8 protein-coding genes, 2 tRNA genes and 2 rRNA genes are annotated in these 15,917 nt (G+C 41.6%); all 12 read left to right on the top strand.

All coding sequences use genetic code 11. The annotated features are described in order from the left end of the window. The 12 genes from dnaA to FSZ17_RS00060 all read left to right on the top strand — a co-directional run bounded on the left by dnaA (position 1) and on the right by FSZ17_RS00060 (position 15,899). Positions 1-1,347, top strand: a complete 1,347-nt coding sequence (dnaA, locus tag FSZ17_RS00005) for a chromosomal replication initiator protein DnaA (protein WP_057772380.1) — start codon at positions 1-3, stop codon at positions 1,345-1,347. A gap of 176 nt (positions 1,348-1,523) precedes the next feature. Then, complete coding sequence (gene dnaN, locus FSZ17_RS00010; RefSeq protein ID WP_057772378.1) at positions 1,524-2,660, top strand: DNA polymerase III subunit beta; 1,137 nt, start codon at positions 1,524-1,526, stop codon at positions 2,658-2,660. A gap of 207 nt (positions 2,661-2,867) precedes the next feature. After that, positions 2,868-3,077, top strand: coding sequence for a S4 domain-containing protein YaaA (gene yaaA / locus FSZ17_RS00015; protein ID WP_057772376.1), 210 nt, complete (start codon positions 2,868-2,870; stop codon positions 3,075-3,077). A gap of 38 nt (positions 3,078-3,115) precedes the next feature. After that, on the top strand, positions 3,116-4,234 hold the full coding sequence (gene recF, locus FSZ17_RS00020; RefSeq protein ID WP_057772374.1) for a DNA replication/repair protein RecF: 1,119 nt from the start codon (positions 3,116-3,118) through the stop codon (positions 4,232-4,234). 9 nt (positions 4,235-4,243) lie between these two features. Further along, positions 4,244-4,492 carry an extracellular matrix regulator RemB gene (remB, locus tag FSZ17_RS00025; protein ID WP_057772372.1) on the top strand — a complete coding sequence of 83 codons (249 nt, stop codon included), beginning with the start codon at positions 4,244-4,246 and terminating at the stop codon, positions 4,490-4,492. Positions 4,493-4,595: 103 nt separating this feature from the next. Continuing rightward, the gene (gyrB, locus tag FSZ17_RS00030) at positions 4,596-6,518 is read left to right on the top strand and encodes a DNA topoisomerase (ATP-hydrolyzing) subunit B (RefSeq protein ID WP_057772369.1); all 1,923 of its coding nucleotides are present in this window, start codon (positions 4,596-4,598) and stop codon (positions 6,516-6,518) included. A 373-nt stretch (positions 6,519-6,891) separates the two neighbouring features. Next, the gene (gene gyrA, locus FSZ17_RS00035; protein ID WP_057772367.1) at positions 6,892-9,417 is read left to right on the top strand and encodes a DNA gyrase subunit A; all 2,526 of its coding nucleotides are present in this window, start codon (positions 6,892-6,894) and stop codon (positions 9,415-9,417) included. Positions 9,418-9,508: 91 nt separating this feature from the next. Next, positions 9,509-10,600, top strand: a complete 1,092-nt coding sequence (locus FSZ17_RS00040) for an HD-GYP domain-containing protein (RefSeq protein WP_057772365.1) — start codon at positions 9,509-9,511, stop codon at positions 10,598-10,600. Between the two features lie 335 nt (positions 10,601-10,935). Further along, a 16S ribosomal RNA gene (locus tag FSZ17_RS00045) occupies positions 10,936-12,486 on the top strand. A 147-nt stretch (positions 12,487-12,633) separates the two neighbouring features. Then, a tRNA-Ile gene (locus FSZ17_RS00050) sits at positions 12,634-12,710 on the top strand. Positions 12,711-12,721: 11 nt separating this feature from the next. Next, positions 12,722-12,797: transfer RNA gene (locus FSZ17_RS00055), tRNA-Ala, on the top strand. Positions 12,798-12,964: 167 nt separating this feature from the next. After that, positions 12,965-15,899 (top strand): 23S ribosomal RNA (locus FSZ17_RS00060). The 16S and 23S rRNA genes sit together here with 2 tRNA genes alongside, the layout of an rRNA operon. Positions 15,900-15,917 lie beyond the last annotated feature (18 nt).

Here is a 15,917-nt window from a genome sequence, read left to right on the forward strand (position 1 = left end):
TTGGAGAACATTGCGGATCTTTGGAATACAGCTCTTGCCAGCATCGAAATGAAAATAAGCAAACCAAGTTATGAAACATGGCTGAAGTCGACAAAAGCACACTCTCTTCAAAGTGACAGCTTAGTGATCACAGCGCCAAATGAGTTTGCTCGTGACTGGCTAGAAGAACGTTATTCCCAACTGATCTCTGGAATTCTCTACGACATTACTGGAGAAGAATTAGGAGTAAAATTTATTATTCCTCAAAATCAAAGTGAAGAAGGATTAAATCTCTCAAATCCGCCAAAAAAGCTGGACAAAGAGGAAGAGCATCCTGAATTGCCTTTAAACATGCTTAATCCAAAATATACTTTTGATACGTTTGTCATTGGTTCAGGAAACCGCTTTGCTCATGCTGCATCACTAGCTGTAGCTGAGGCACCAGCCAAAGCATATAATCCATTATTTATTTATGGAGGCGTGGGTCTCGGGAAAACTCACCTTATGCATGCTATTGGCCACTATGTTTTAGATCATAATCCATCAGCTAAAGTAGTTTATTTATCATCAGAAAAATTTACAAATGAATTTATTAATTCAATTCGTGACAATAAGGCAGTCGATTTTCGCAATAAATATCGAAAAGTGGATGTACTTCTTATTGATGATATTCAGTTCTTGGCCGGAAAAGAATCAACGCAAGAGGAATTTTTCCATACTTTTAATACTTTACATGAGGAAAGCAAGCAAATTATCATTTCAAGTGATCGTCCGCCAAAGGAAATTCCGACACTTGAAGATAGACTTCGTTCAAGATTTGAATGGGGCCTCATTACTGATATAACACCACCTGATCTCGAAACAAGAATCGCTATTCTCCGCAAAAAAGCGAAGGCTGAAGGATTGGATATCCCAAATGAAGTAATGCTTTACATCGCTAATCAAATTGATTCCAATATCCGTGAATTAGAAGGAGCCCTTATTCGCGTTGTTGCGTATTCATCCTTAATTAATAAAGATATCAATGCCGATTTAGCAGCTGAAGCCCTTAAAGACATTATCCCAAGCTCAAAACCTAAGGTGATCACCATTCTAGATATCCAGCGCGTTGTCGGAGAACACTATCATGTTAAATTAGAGGATTTTAAAGCGAAGAAAAGAACAAAATCAGTTGCTTTTCCACGGCAAATCGCCATGTATTTATCAAGAGAGCTTACAGATTTTTCTTTGCCAAAGATTGGAGAAGAGTTTGGGGGAAGAGACCATACCACGGTTATTCATGCACATGAAAAAATATCAAAATTAATGCAAACAGATACTCATTTCCAAAAACAGATTAAAGAAATTCATGACGTACTAAAAGTATAGTGTGCATAACATCATAAAGTTTACACACAGTCTGTCCACATGTGGATAGGCTGTATTTCCTTTCGAAAATAGAGTTATCCACATATTAACAAGCCCTACTAGTACTTCTAGTATTTTTAAAAGAAAAATATATACTAAAAAATATATAAAAAATGCTCAAAACGGAGGATTAAAAAATGAGATTTATAATCCAACGGGATCGTTTAGTTCAAAGCGTTCAGGATGTAATGAAGGCAGTAACGAGCCGTACAACTATTCCGATATTAACTGGTATCAAAATTGTAGCGACATCTGAGGGAGTAACATTAACAGGGAGCGATTCTGATATTTCGATAGAATCATTTATTCCAAAAGAAGAAGCTGGAGATGAAATTGCAGAAATTAAACAAACTGGTTCGATTGTACTCCAAGCGAAGTTTTTTAGTGAAATTGTGAAAAAGCTGCCAACTGACTCTGTTGAAATTCATGTTGAAAATCAATTGCAAACAGTCATCCGTTCAGGTAAATCTGAATTCAAATTGAACGGTCTAGATGCTGAAGAGTATCCTCTGTTACCACAAATAACAGAAGAAAATATTATAAAAATTCCTACAGATCTTTTAAAAGCTATGATTCGTCAAACTGTTTTTTCAGTGTCCACCTCAGAAACACGCCCCATCTTGACAGGTGTAAACTGGCGTGTGGAAAATGGTGAATTAACCTGTATTGCAACAGATAGCCATCGCTTAGCTTTAAGAAAAGCGCGCATTGAGACAGAAATTGCTGAGCACTATAATGTGGTTATCCCAGGAAAAAGCTTAAACGAATTAAGTAAAATTTTAGATGATACGAATGAATTAGTTGAAATCGTAATTACTGAAAATCAAGTTTTATTTAAAGCAAAACACCTTTTATTTTTCTCTAGATTACTAGAAGGAAATTATCCTGATACATCAAGACTTATTCCAACGGAAAGCAAAACAGATGTTGTCGTGAACACAAAGGATTTTTTACATGCAATTGACCGTGCTTCTTTATTGGCTAGGGAAGGAAGAAACAATGTAGTTAAATTTACAACAAATGAAGATGAAGTGATTGAAATATCCTCAAATACACCAGAAATCGGACATGTTGTTGAAGAACTGCAAAGTCAATCAATTGAAGGAGAAGAGCTAAAGATATCCTTCAGTGCTAAATTCATGATAGACGCTCTAAAAACACTGGAAGGATCTGAAATTAAAATAAGTTTCACAGGTGCGATGAGACCATTTGTTATTCGCCCCATCAATGATAATTCCATTCTCCAGCTCATATTGCCAGTAAGAACGTATTAGAAATTTAGGGCAGAGGAAGGGGTTGTTCCAAAAGCAAAGGTGTTAGGCACTTTATGGGACAACCCCTTCATTTTTTTTAAGATCTAGCTTTAACATTGAGTAGTGTTAAAGCTTTTCTTTGTATATTTGCAAATTATTTAGTAAAATAAAGTTTTAGATCCCATTCTAGAAATTGTTGATTTTCAAACAATCAGAAAGAGTGACAATATGACAGAAATTAATATAGACACTGAGTATATTACATTAGGTCAATTACTTAAGGCTGCAGATGTTATTCAGTCAGGCGGAATGGCTAAATGGTTTTTAAGCGAATATGAAGTATTTATAAATGGTGAGCAAGACCAAAGAAGAGGAAGAAAGCTCCGGACAGGAGATCAAATAAATATTCCAGGCTTTGGTTTGTTTGTTATTGTTTAAAGAAAGTACAGAGTTATTTTTAAAAGGATGTAGCGTCCATGCATATAGAGCATTTGCTATTAAAAAATTATCGTAATTATAATGAGCTAGAGGTAACCTTCGAAAATAAGGTGAATGTGATTTTAGGAGAAAATGCACAAGGGAAAACAAATGTCATGGAATCAATCTATGTTTTAGCCATGGCAAAGTCGCATAGAACCTCAAATGATAAAGATCTTATTCGCTGGGACGAAGAGTATGCTAAAATAGAAGGTAGGGTCCGAAAGATAAGCGGATCATTGCCTATGCAATTAGTGATCTCTAAAAAGGGGAAAAAGGCAAAATGCAATCATATTGAGCAGCAAAAATTAAGCCAATATGTTGGAAATATGAATGTTGTCATGTTTGCACCAGAGGATCTTCATCTCGTTAAAGGCAGCCCTCAAGTGAGGCGACGTTTTATTGATATGGAAATTGGGCAAGTATCTCCTGTTTATTTGCATGATATAAGCCAATATCAAAAAATTCTTCAGCAGCGCAATCACTATTTAAAGCAGCTGCAAATGAAAAAGCAGACAGACCATACGATGCTTGAAATATTGACAGAGCAATATATACAGTGTGCGGTAAAAATCATATCAAAGCGCTTTGAATTCCTTAAACTGCTAGAAAATTGGGCAAAACCGATTCATGAGGGAATATCAAGGGGACTAGAATTATTGAAAATCGAGTACAAGCCTTCCGCTGATGTATCAGAAGATCAAGATTTGTCGAAAATGATAAATGTATATGAGGATAAATTTGGTAAAGTAAAGAATAGAGAGATAGAACGCGGTGTAACGATGTTCGGACCACATCGAGACGATTTACTCTTTTATGTTAACGGGCGTGATGTGCAAACCTTTGGGTCTCAAGGGCAGCAAAGAACAACCGCTTTATCTGTTAAGCTAGCTGAAATAGAACTCATTCATGCAGAAATTGGCGAATATCCACTTCTTCTTCTAGATGATGTTCTATCTGAGCTTGATGATTACAGACAATCTCATCTGCTAAATACAATCCAAGGGAAGGTACAAACCTTCGTCACAACGACAAGTGTTGATGGAATTGATCATCAAACATTAAAGGAAGCTGCTACTTTTAAGGTGGAAGCCGGAAGCATGATAAAGATTCAATGAGGTGAGCCTTTGTACATCCATGTTGGAGAAGATATTTTAGTTCAGTCCAAAGATATTATTGCCATTATTGATAAACAAAGTGTCAGCTCTTCTAAAACGATAGAAGAGTTTTTAGAACGTCAAAAGCACACTATCATAAACCTCTCGAAAGGGTCATATAAATCAGTGGTTATTACCACAAAGGAAATCTATTTTTCCCCATTGGCTTCAGGTACATTAAAAAAGCGTTCCAATAAATCAGTTATACATGAATATTAAAAGACAACAGTTTGGCGTTACAAGAAGACAAGCATGCCAAGCTTTTTTATAAATTATTGAGATTGAAGTAATGCATATGAAAGTGTAGGTGATCGATGTGTCAATGGAGCAAAAAGCTGTGCAGGAACAGTCCTATGATGCAAATCAGATACAGGTTCTAGAGGGTCTTGAAGCAGTAAGAAAACGTCCTGGAATGTATATTGGCTCTACAAGTGGGAAAGGTCTTCACCATCTAGTATGGGAAATTGTAGACAATAGTATTGACGAAGCATTAGCCGGGTATTGTACGGAAATTAATGTGAGCATCGAGAAAGATAATAGTATTACCGTAGTTGATAACGGACGTGGAATTCCTGTAGGTATTCAGGAAAAAATGGGTCGCCCAGCGGTAGAAGTTATCATGACTGTTCTCCATGCTGGAGGAAAATTCGGCGGTGGCGGATACAAAGTTTCTGGTGGTTTGCATGGTGTAGGGGCATCAGTTGTAAATGCACTCTCTACAGAATTAGAAGTTTATGTTCATCGTGATGGACATATTCACTATATTAAATTTGAACGCGGGGCTGTATGTGAGGACCTAAAGATTGTCGGCGAGACCGATCACACAGGATCCACGATTCATTTCAAGCCAGATCCAGAAATTTTTACAGAAACAACTGTATATGAGTTTGAAACGTTAGCAAATAGAATTCGAGAATTAGCCTTCTTAAATCGTGGACTCAAAATTACAATTGAGGATAAACGAGAAGAAAATAAAAAACTTGAATACATGTATGAGGGCGGAATAAAGTCATACGTTGAGCATTTGAATCGTTCAAAAGAAGTCCTTCACGAAGAACCGATTTATATTGAGGGTGAGCGGGAAGGAATTAATGTTGAAGTATCTATTCAGTACAATGATGGCTATACAAGCAATATTTATTCCTTTGCCAATAATATTAATACCTATGAGGGCGGAACCCATGAAGTCGGCTTCAAAACTGCCTTAACAAGGGTCATTAATGATTATGCCCGTAAAAACGGTATATTTAAAGATAATGATGCTAATTTGTCTGGTGAGGATGTTCGAGAAGGATTGACGGCGATTATTTCGGTCAAGCATCCTGATCCTCAATTCGAAGGGCAAACCAAAACAAAGCTAGGAAATTCGGAAGCAAGAGCTATTACTGATACAGTTTTCTCAGAAGCATTAGAAAAATTCCTTCTAGAAAATCCGGCGACAGCTCGCAAAATTGTCGAAAAAGGACTAATGGCTGCAAGGGCAAGAGATGCTGCCAAAAAAGCGAGAGAACTAACTAGAAGAAAAAGTGCGCTTGAAGTTTCAAGTCTGCCAGGGAAATTATCAGACTGTTCTTCAAAGGATGCTTCTATTTCAGAATTATTTATTGTTGAGGGTGACTCTGCCGGTGGATCTGCTAAGCAAGGTCGAGATCGCCACTTCCAAGCGATACTCCCATTAAGGGGAAAAATCTTGAATGTTGAGAAGGCCCGGCTTGATAAAATTCTTTCAAATAATGAAGTTCGTGCCATGATCACAGCTGCTGGTACAGGCATTGGTGATGATTTCGATATTTCAAAAGCTAGATACCATAAAATTGTTATTATGACGGATGCGGATGTCGATGGAGCACATATACGTACTCTATTATTAACATTCTTTTACCGTTATATGAGACAAATCATCGAGGCTGGTTATGTATATATTGCACAGCCACCTCTATATAAAGTACAACAGGGTAAAAAAATTGAGTATGCCTATAATAATTCACAGCTTGAAGAAATTCTTGCAAATTTATCAAGTCAACCTAAGCCGAATATACAACGCTATAAAGGATTGGGAGAAATGAATGCAGGACAGCTTTGGGAGACAACAATGGATCCAGAAACAAGAACCCTGCTGCAAGTAAGTCTAGAAGATGCAATTGAAGCGGATGAAACTTTTGAAATTCTAATGGGGGATAAAGTAGAGCCCCGCCGTCAGTTTATTGAAGAAAATGCCTTGTATGTAAAGAATTTAGATATATAAGAAAAGCGCAAGTGCCTTCGGAACAATCAAAGTACAGATTGTTACTGCGATGATTACTCTATGGAGCTTTCCGTAGTGCTCACCCCCGACAAGCATAAGACAGGTCGACAGGAAGGTTGTTCTTTAACCTTCTTGGCGGACTGGCTTATGACCTCGAGGTCGACAAAAACGCGACGTCCTTGTCGCATTGTCGACACTAGTGCGTCCTGTACGTCGGGGTAGGAGCTGGAGCTAGACATTTCTCTAACTCGAGAAAAGTTATGCTTTTTTATCTTTTTAGTAAAACCAGGATAAATCCTGGTTTTCTAAGATTCGTGTACATGAATAAAAAATGAACTGAAGGAAGTTTCACTTATTAAGGGAGGTTCTTTAAATGGCTGAAACTCCAAAGCCCCAAATAAAAGAAATAAATATTAGTCAGGAAATGCGTTCATCTTTCCTTGATTATGCTATGAGTGTCATTGTTTCACGTGCTCTTCCTGATGTACGTGACGGTTTAAAGCCGGTGCATCGACGTATTTTATATGCGATGCATGATCTTGGGATGCATTCTGATAAGCCTTATAAAAAATCAGCACGTATCGTTGGTGATGTAATTGGGAAATATCATCCTCATGGTGACTCAGCAGTATATGAAACAATGGTGCGGATGGCCCAAGATTTTAACTACCGTTACATGCTTGTAGATGGACATGGGAACTTTGGTTCTGTTGATGGTGATTCTGCAGCTGCAATGCGTTATACAGAAGCACGTATGTCGAAAATTTCAATGGAACTCTTAAGAGATATTAATAAAGATACCATTGACTTTCAAGATAACTATGATGGCGAAGAAAAAGAACCAGTAGTTATGCCTGCAAGATTCCCTAATCTATTAGTAAATGGTACATCTGGAATAGCGGTCGGAATGGCAACAAATATCCCGCCACATCAATTAGGAGAAGTGATTGATGGGGTTTTAGCGGTAAGTAAGGATCCTGATATTACCATCCCAGAGCTAATGGATATTATTCCTGGACCAGATTTTCCAACGGCAGGTATGATTCTAGGAAGAAGCGGTATTCGTAAAGCTTATGAAACTGGAAAAGGCTCTATCACTATAAGAGCAAAAGTAGAGATAGTACAAAAAGCAAATGGTAGAGAAACTATTATTGTTAATGAAATTCCTTACCAAGTAAATAAAGCGAAATTGATTGAAAGAATTGCGGAACTCGTTCGCGAAAAGAAAATTGATGGCATATCCGATCTGCGCGATGAATCAGATCGTGATGGTATGAGAATTGTCATTGAAGTTCGAAAAGATGCTAATGCTAGTGTTCTACTGAACAATCTTTATAAACAAACAGCGATGCAAACGAGCTTTGGGATTAATATGCTGGCGTTAGTAGATGGTGAGCCAAAGGTATTAAACTTAAAGCAATGCTTGGCTCATTATCTTAACCATCAGAAGGTGGTTATCCGCCGCAGGACAGAATTTGAACTAAGAAAAGCGGAAGCTCGGGCTCATATTTTAGAGGGCTTACGGGTTGCTCTTGATCATTTAGACGAAGTAATTGCTCTTATTCGCAGTTCCCAGACAGCGGATATTGCCAGAGAGGGTCTCATAACTAAGTTTGACCTTTCAGAAAAGCAAGCACAAGCGATTCTAGATATGCGTCTTCAACGCTTAACAGGATTAGAACGAGAAAAAATTGAAGAAGAATATGCAAACTTAGTGAAATTAATTGCAGAACTTAAAGCAATTTTAGCGGATGAGGAAAAAGTACTTGAAATTATCCGTGAAGAATTACTTGAAATTAAAGAAAGATTTAATGATGAGCGCCGCACTGAAATTGTTGCGGGAGGAATTGAACAAATTGAAGATGAAGACTTGATTCCTCAAGAAAATATTGTCATTACTTTAACACATAAAGGCTATATTAAGCGTCTACCAGTATCCACTTACCGAGCTCAAAAACGCGGAGGCCGCGGGATTCAAGGTATGGGAACAAATGAGGATGACTTTGTTGAGCACTTAATGACAACATCTACTCATGATACAATTCTATTCTTCACGAATAAAGGAAAAGTTTACCGTTCTAAGGGGTACGAAATCCCAGAATTTAGCCGAACGGCAAAAGGGATTCCGATTATTAACCTGCTAGGCGGAATTGAGAAGGATGAATGGGTTAACGCCATTATTCCAATTGCGGAATTTGTAGACGATTGGTTCTTATTCTTTACAACGAAGCAAGGTATTTCTAAGCGATCTCCTCTTACTTCATTTGCTAATATTAGAAACAATGGATTAATTGCTTTAAATCTAAAAGAAGATGATGAATTGATTTCTGTCCGTCTAACAGATGGAAATAAAGAGATTATTATCGGAACAAGCAATGGTCTTCTCATTAGATTCCCAGAAGTGGATGTTCGTTCTATGGGACGTACAGCGACTGGTGTGAAGGGAATTAATTTGAGCGAGGGCGATGAAGTAGTAGGAATGGAAGTATTAGAAGAGAATTCCCAAATATTAATCGTTACGAAAAATGGTTATGGGAAACGGACTCCATCCGAAGAATACCGCATTCAAGGACGAGGCGGAAAAGGGATTAAAACATGTAATATTACCGAGAAAAATGGAAATATTGTATCAATGAGAGCTGTAACTGGAGACGAAGACCTGATGCTCATTACAACAGGCGGGGTCCTTATTCGTATGGCTGTCAACGATATTTCCACAATGGGACGTAACACACAAGGTGTAAGACTTATTCGTTTAGATGAAAATATAAACGAGTTTGTAGCCACTGTGGCGAAGGTTGAAAAAGAAGAAGATAAACCTGAAGAAGAGTTAACAAAACCAATAGAAAACGCTGAATCACTTCCTGTAGATGCTGAAAACGAGGAAGAACAAGAATAATAATTAGAGGGACACAAAATTTGTGTTCCTCTTTTTTTACGAAATGGGGTAGAATGGGTTTAAGGACTCATGACATTTGGGGTGGAAAACTGTGCAAGTACGAGTAAAAGAATTGCAAGAAGGATGTATTTTATCTGAGGATGTATTCAGCTTAACAATTCGTCCGATTATTGACAAAAAAACGGTACTAACGAATGAATCAATAGAATTATTAAAGGCATTTCTTATTGATTCTGTAGCAGTTGAAAGCTTAATGGTCAATGGTAAACCTTTTATACCAATAGAACCATTGGACGAAGGAAAAAATAAAACAATAGAAACAGCACCCGAGCAAGAAGTGGAATTAAAAGATATGTTTCTTATTGGAGTTCAAAAATATAAAAAAGAATTTAAAAATTGGCAATCCGGTTTGCCTATTGATATTTCCAAAATCAGAAATATTCTGATTCCCCTAATTGAGAAATCAGAATCCTATCCATCTGACCTATTCTATTTACACCATTTATCTACAAATGAAGAATATTTATTTCAGCATTCAGTCGCTGTCGGGCTGATAAGTGCTTTTATTGGAAGAAAATTAAAGTTTAGTAAAGGAGATATAGTCCAGCTAGCTCTCGGAGGATGCCTTTCAGATGCAGGAATGGCAAAAGTAAAACCATCGATTCTGTACAAAAATTCTACATTAACTTTACAGGAATTTGATGAGATTAAAAAACATCCAGCTTATAGCTATAAAATGGTTCAAAATATATCCAGTTTAAGGGAAAGTATAAAGTTAGCTATATTTCAGCATCATGAAAGATTAGACGGAAGCGGGTATCCCTTTGGAGAACAAAGCAGTAAAATAAATACCTTCGCAAAAATTATTGCCGTAGCTGATACATTTCACGCCATGAGCAGCAATAGGCTTTACCGAGGAAAGCAATCTCCATTCAAAGTACTAGAAATGATGCTACAAGATATGTTTGGAAAATATGATATTGCAGCAATGAATGCAATAGGATCTGGCTTCATGACTTTCTCAATAGGGAGCAGTGTAAAGCTTTCTAATGGGCAAATTGCAGAAATTCTTTTTATTGAAGAGAAATCACCAACTAGGCCTCTTGTGAAAATTAAAAATACAGAGGAAATCCTTCATTTAGAAAAAAATCGCCAACTATATATTGATGAAGTATTGAAATAAAAGTATTAAATTATAATTTCGCTACACTCTGAGACCGTTAATATACGGTCTTTTATTTTTTATGAGGCGATACGAATCCTTTTTAAAAAAACACTTGAAAAAATAATACTATCCTGATATACTTATTCAAGTCAGCAAGAGAAAATGATATTCTTTAATAAAGAATTCTTTTAAAAAAGTGTTGACATTGTATATGTAAAAATGATATATTGATAAAGTCGCTTCTGAGCGATGATATTGATAGAAACATTGTTCTTTGAAAACTGAACGAACAAAAACGTCAACGTTAATTCAAAGTCTTTTTATAAGACATTTTTAAGAGCTAATCTTACTCTTTATTGGAGAGTTTGATCCTGGCTCAGGACGAACGCTGGCGGCGTGCCTAATACATGCAAGTCGAGCGGACTTGTGAGAGCTTGCTCTCGCAAGTTAGCGGCGGACGGGTGAGTAACACGTGGGCAACCTGCCTGTAAGACTGGGATAACTTCGGGAAACCGGAGCTAATACCGGATAATTCTTTTCTACACATGTAGGAAAGCTGAAAGATGGCTTCGGCTATCACTTACAGATGGGCCCGCGGCGCATTAGCTAGTTGGTGAGGTAACGGCTCACCAAGGCAACGATGCGTAGCCGACCTGAGAGGGTGATCGGCCACACTGGGACTGAGACACGGCCCAGACTCCTACGGGAGGCAGCAGTAGGGAATCTTCCGCAATGGACGAAAGTCTGACGGAGCAACGCCGCGTGAGTGATGAAGGTTTTCGGATCGTAAAACTCTGTTGTTAGGGAAGAACAAGTACCGTTCGAATAGGGCGGTACCTTGACGGTACCTAACCAGAAAGCCACGGCTAACTACGTGCCAGCAGCCGCGGTAATACGTAGGTGGCAAGCGTTGTCCGGAATTATTGGGCGTAAAGCGCGCGCAGGTGGTTCCTTAAGTCTGATGTGAAAGCCCACGGCTCAACCGTGGAGGGTCATTGGAAACTGGGGAACTTGAGTGCAGAAGAGGAAAGTGGAATTCCACGTGTAGCGGTGAAATGCGTAGAGATGTGGAGGAACACCAGTGGCGAAGGCGACTTTCTGGTCTGTAACTGACACTGAGGCGCGAAAGCGTGGGGAGCGAACAGGATTAGATACCCTGGTAGTCCACGCCGTAAACGATGAGTGCTAAGTGTTAGGGGGTTTCCGCCCCTTAGTGCTGCAGCTAACGCATTAAGCACTCCGCCTGGGGAGTACGGCCGCAAGGCTGAAACTCAAAGGAATTGACGGGGGCCCGCACAAGCGGTGGAGCATGTGGTTTAATTCGAAGCAACGCGAAGAACCTTACCAGGTCTTGACATCCTCTGCCAACCCTAGAGATAGGGCGTTCCCCTTCGGGGGACAGAGTGACAGGTGGTGCATGGTTGTCGTCAGCTCGTGTCGTGAGATGTTGGGTTAAGTCCCGCAACGAGCGCAACCCTTGATCTTAGTTGCCAGCATTCAGTTGGGCACTCTAAGGTGACTGCCGGTGACAAACCGGAGGAAGGTGGGGATGACGTCAAATCATCATGCCCCTTATGACCTGGGCTACACACGTGCTACAATGGATGGTACAAAGGGCTGCGAGACCGCGAGGTTAAGCGAATCCCATAAAACCATTCTCAGTTCGGATTGCAGGCTGCAACTCGCCTGCATGAAGCCGGAATCGCTAGTAATCGCGGATCAGCATGCCGCGGTGAATACGTTCCCGGGCCTTGTACACACCGCCCGTCACACCACGAGAGTTTGTAACACCCGAAGTCGGTGGGGTAACCGTAAGGAGCCAGCCGCCTAAGGTGGGACAGATGATTGGGGTGAAGTCGTAACAAGGTAGCCGTATCGGAAGGTGCGGCTGGATCACCTCCTTTCTAAGGATATATAGAAGTATTTCATACTTCTTAAATAAGACGTTTCTTGTTCGTTCAGTTTTGAGAGAATAATGCTTTCTCTATGAAAATAAAATAATCATTTGAGAAACGAGAAGCAACGCTTTTTGTTTATCAAATCCGTTATATGGGCCTATAGCTCAGCTGGTTAGAGCGCACGCCTGATAAGCGTGAGGTCGATGGTTCGAGTCCATTTAGGCCCACCATTTCAAATAACGGGGCCTTAGCTCAGCTGGGAGAGCGCCTGCCTTGCACGCAGGAGGTCAGCGGTTCGATCCCGCTAGGCTCCACCATAACGAATCTACTATTCGTTATTTTTTTCGCTCAAATTGTTCCTTGAAAACTAGATAATGAAATGAAGAAGAATAACCGAGTAATCGCCATTTTAGTTTTCTCTCTTAATTTAGAAATAAAGTAAGAGTACAAACCATGAGGACAACGTTAATCGTTGACCGAAGTAGGTTAAGTTAGAAAGGGCGCACGGTGAATGCCTAGGCACTAGGAGCCGATGAAGGACGGGACTAACACCGATATGCTTCGGGGAGCTGTAAGTAAGCTTTGATCCGGAGATTTCCGAATGGGGGAACCCCCTATCCGTAATGGGATAGGATCTTTACCTGAATACATAGGGTATTGAAGGCAGACCCGGGGAACTGAAACATCTAAGTACCCGGAGGAAGAGAAAGCAAACGCGATTCCCTGAGTAGCGGCGAGCGAAACGGGATTAGCCCAAACCAAGAGGCTTGCCTCTTGGGGTTGTAGGACACTCTACACGGAGTTACAAAGGAACGAGGTAAATGAACAGGTCTGGAAAGGCCGGCCATAGAAGGTAAAAGCCCTGTAGTTGAAACTTCGTTCCCTCCAGAGTGGATCCTGAGTACGGCGGGACACGTGAAATCCCGTCGGAAGCAGGGAGGACCATCTCCCAAGGCTAAATACTCCCTAGTGACCGATAGTGAACCAGTACCGTGAGGGAAAGGTGAAAAGCACCCCGGAAGGGGAGTGAAAGAGATCCTGAAACCGTGTGCCTACAAGTAGTCAGAGCCCATTAACGGGTGATGGCGTGCCTTTTGTAGAATGAACCGGCGAGTTACGATTACATGCGAGGTTAAGTTGAAGAGACGGAGCCGCAGCGAAAGCGAGTCTGAATAGGGCGAATGAGTATGTGGTCGTAGACCCGAAACCAGGTGACCTACCCATGTCCAGGTTGAAGTCCAGGTAACACTGGATGGAGGACCGAACCCACGCACGTTGAAAAGTGCGGGGATGAGGTGTGGGTAGCGGAGAAATTCCAATCGAACTTGGAGATAGCTGGTTCTCTCCGAAATAGCTTTAGGGCTAGCCTCATGTAGTAAGAGTCTTGGAGGTAGAGCACTGTTTGGACTAGGGGCCCTCATCGGGTTACCGAATTCAGACAAACTCCGAATGCCAAAGACTTATCCATGGGAGTCAGACTGCGAGTGATAAGATCCGTAGTCAAGAGGGAAACAGCCCAGACCACCAGCTAAGGTCCCAAAGTATACGTTAAGTGGAAAAGGATGTGGAGTTGCTTAGACAACCAGGATGTTGGCTTAGAAGCAGCCACCATTTAAAGAGTGCGTAATAGCTCACTGGTCGAGTGACTCTGCGCCGAAAATGTACCGGGGCTAAACGTATCACCGAAGCTGTGGATTGACATCTACGATGTCAGTGGTAGGAGAGCGTTCTAAGGGCGTTGAAGCTAGACCGTAAGGACTGGTGGAGCGCTTAGAAGTGAGAATGCCGGTATGAGTAGCGAAAGATGGGTGAGAATCCCATCCACCGAATGCCTAAGGTTTCCTGAGGAAGGCTCGTCCGCTCAGGGTTAGTCGGGACCTAAGCCGAGGCTGAAAAGCGTAGGCGATGGACAACAGGTTGATATTCCTGTACCACCTCTTTACCGTTTGAGCAATGGGGGGACGCAGGAGGATAGGGTAAGCGCGCTGCTGGAATAGCGCGTCCAAGCAGTTAGGCTGCAAGCGAGGCAAATCCCGCTTGCATAAAGGCTGAGCTGTGACGGCGAGGGAAATAAAGTACCGAAGTTCCTGAATCCACACTGCCAAGAAAAGCCTCTAGCGAGGGAAAAGGTGCCCGTACCGCAAACCGACACAGGTAGGCGAGGAGAGAATCCTAAGGTGAGCGAGAGAACTCTCGTTAAGGAACTCGGCAAAATCACCCCGTAACTTCGGGAGAAGGGGTGCTCATTTGGGTGAATAGCCCGGATGAGCCGCAGTGAATAGGCCCAGGCGACTGTTTAGCAAAAACACAGGTCTCTGCGAAGCCGTAAGGCGAAGTATAGGGGCTGACGCCTGCCCGGTGCTGGAAGGTTAAGAGGAGGGGTTAGCGCAAGCGAAGCTCTGAATTGAAGCCCCAGTAAACGGCGGCCGTAACTATAACGGTCCTAAGGTAGCGAAATTCCTTGTCGGGTAAGTTCCGACCCGCACGAAAGGCGTAACGATCTGGGCACTGTCTCAACGAGAGACTCGGTGAAATTATAGTACCTGTGAAGATGCAGGTTACCCGCGACAGGACGGAAAGACCCCGTGGAGCTTTACTGTAGCCTGATATTGAATTTCGGTACAGCTTGTACAGGATAGGTAGGAGCCTTGGAAGCCGGAGCGCTAGCTTCGGTGGAGGCATCGGTGGGATACTACCCTGGCTGTATTGAAATTCTAACCCGCACCCCTGATCGGGGTGGGAGACAGTGTCAGGTGGGCAGTTTGACTGGGGCGGTCGCCTCCTAAAAAGTAACGGAGGCGCCCAAAGGTTCCCTCAGAATGGTTGGAAATCATTCGAAGAGTGTAAAGGCATAAGGGAGCTTGACTGCGAGACCTACAAGTCGAGCAGGGACGAAAGTCGGGCTTAGTGATCCGGTGGTTCCGCATGGAAGGGCCATCGCTCAACGGATAAAAGCTACCCCGGGGATAACAGGCTTATCTCCCCCAAGAGTCCACATCGACGGGGAGGTTTGGCACCTCGATGTCGGCTCATCGCATCCTGGGGCTGTAGTCGGTCCCAAGGGTTGGGCTGTTCGCCCATTAAAGCGGTACGCGAGCTGGGTTCAGAACGTCGTGAGACAGTTCGGTCCCTATCCGTCGTGGGCGCAGGAAATTTGAGAGGAGCTGTCCTTAGTACGAGAGGACCGGGATGGACGCACCGCTGGTGTACCAGTTGTTCTGCCAAGAGCATCGCTGGGTAGCTATGTGCGGAAGGGATAAGTGCTGAAAGCATCTAAGCATGAAGCCCCCCTCGAGATGAGATTTCCCATAGCGTCAAGCTAGTAAGACCCCTGAAAGATGATCAGGTTGATAGGTTTGAGGTGGAAGCGTGGTGACACGTGGAGCTGACAAATACTAATCGGTCGAGGACTTAACCAAATTGATTACTCGAATTCT

Source organism: Cytobacillus dafuensis (assembly GCF_007995155.1).
Lineage (GTDB): Bacteria > Bacillota > Bacilli > Bacillales > Cytobacillaceae > Cytobacillus > Cytobacillus dafuensis.

What these genes read in the sequence shown, in the direction of transcription:
- dnaN (WP_057772378.1), top strand. Translation starts at nt 1,524, where the DNA reads ATGAGATTTATAATCCAACGGGATCGTTTAGTTCAAAGCGTTCAGGAT.
- yaaA (WP_057772376.1), top strand. Translation starts at nt 2,868, where the DNA reads ATGACAGAAATTAATATAGACACTGAGTATATTACATTAGGTCAATTA.
- recF (WP_057772374.1), top strand. Translation starts at nt 3,116, where the DNA reads ATGCATATAGAGCATTTGCTATTAAAAAATTATCGTAATTATAATGAG.
- gyrB (WP_057772369.1), top strand. Translation starts at nt 4,596, where the DNA reads ATGGAGCAAAAAGCTGTGCAGGAACAGTCCTATGATGCAAATCAGATA.
- gyrA (WP_057772367.1), top strand. Translation starts at nt 6,892, where the DNA reads ATGGCTGAAACTCCAAAGCCCCAAATAAAAGAAATAAATATTAGTCAG.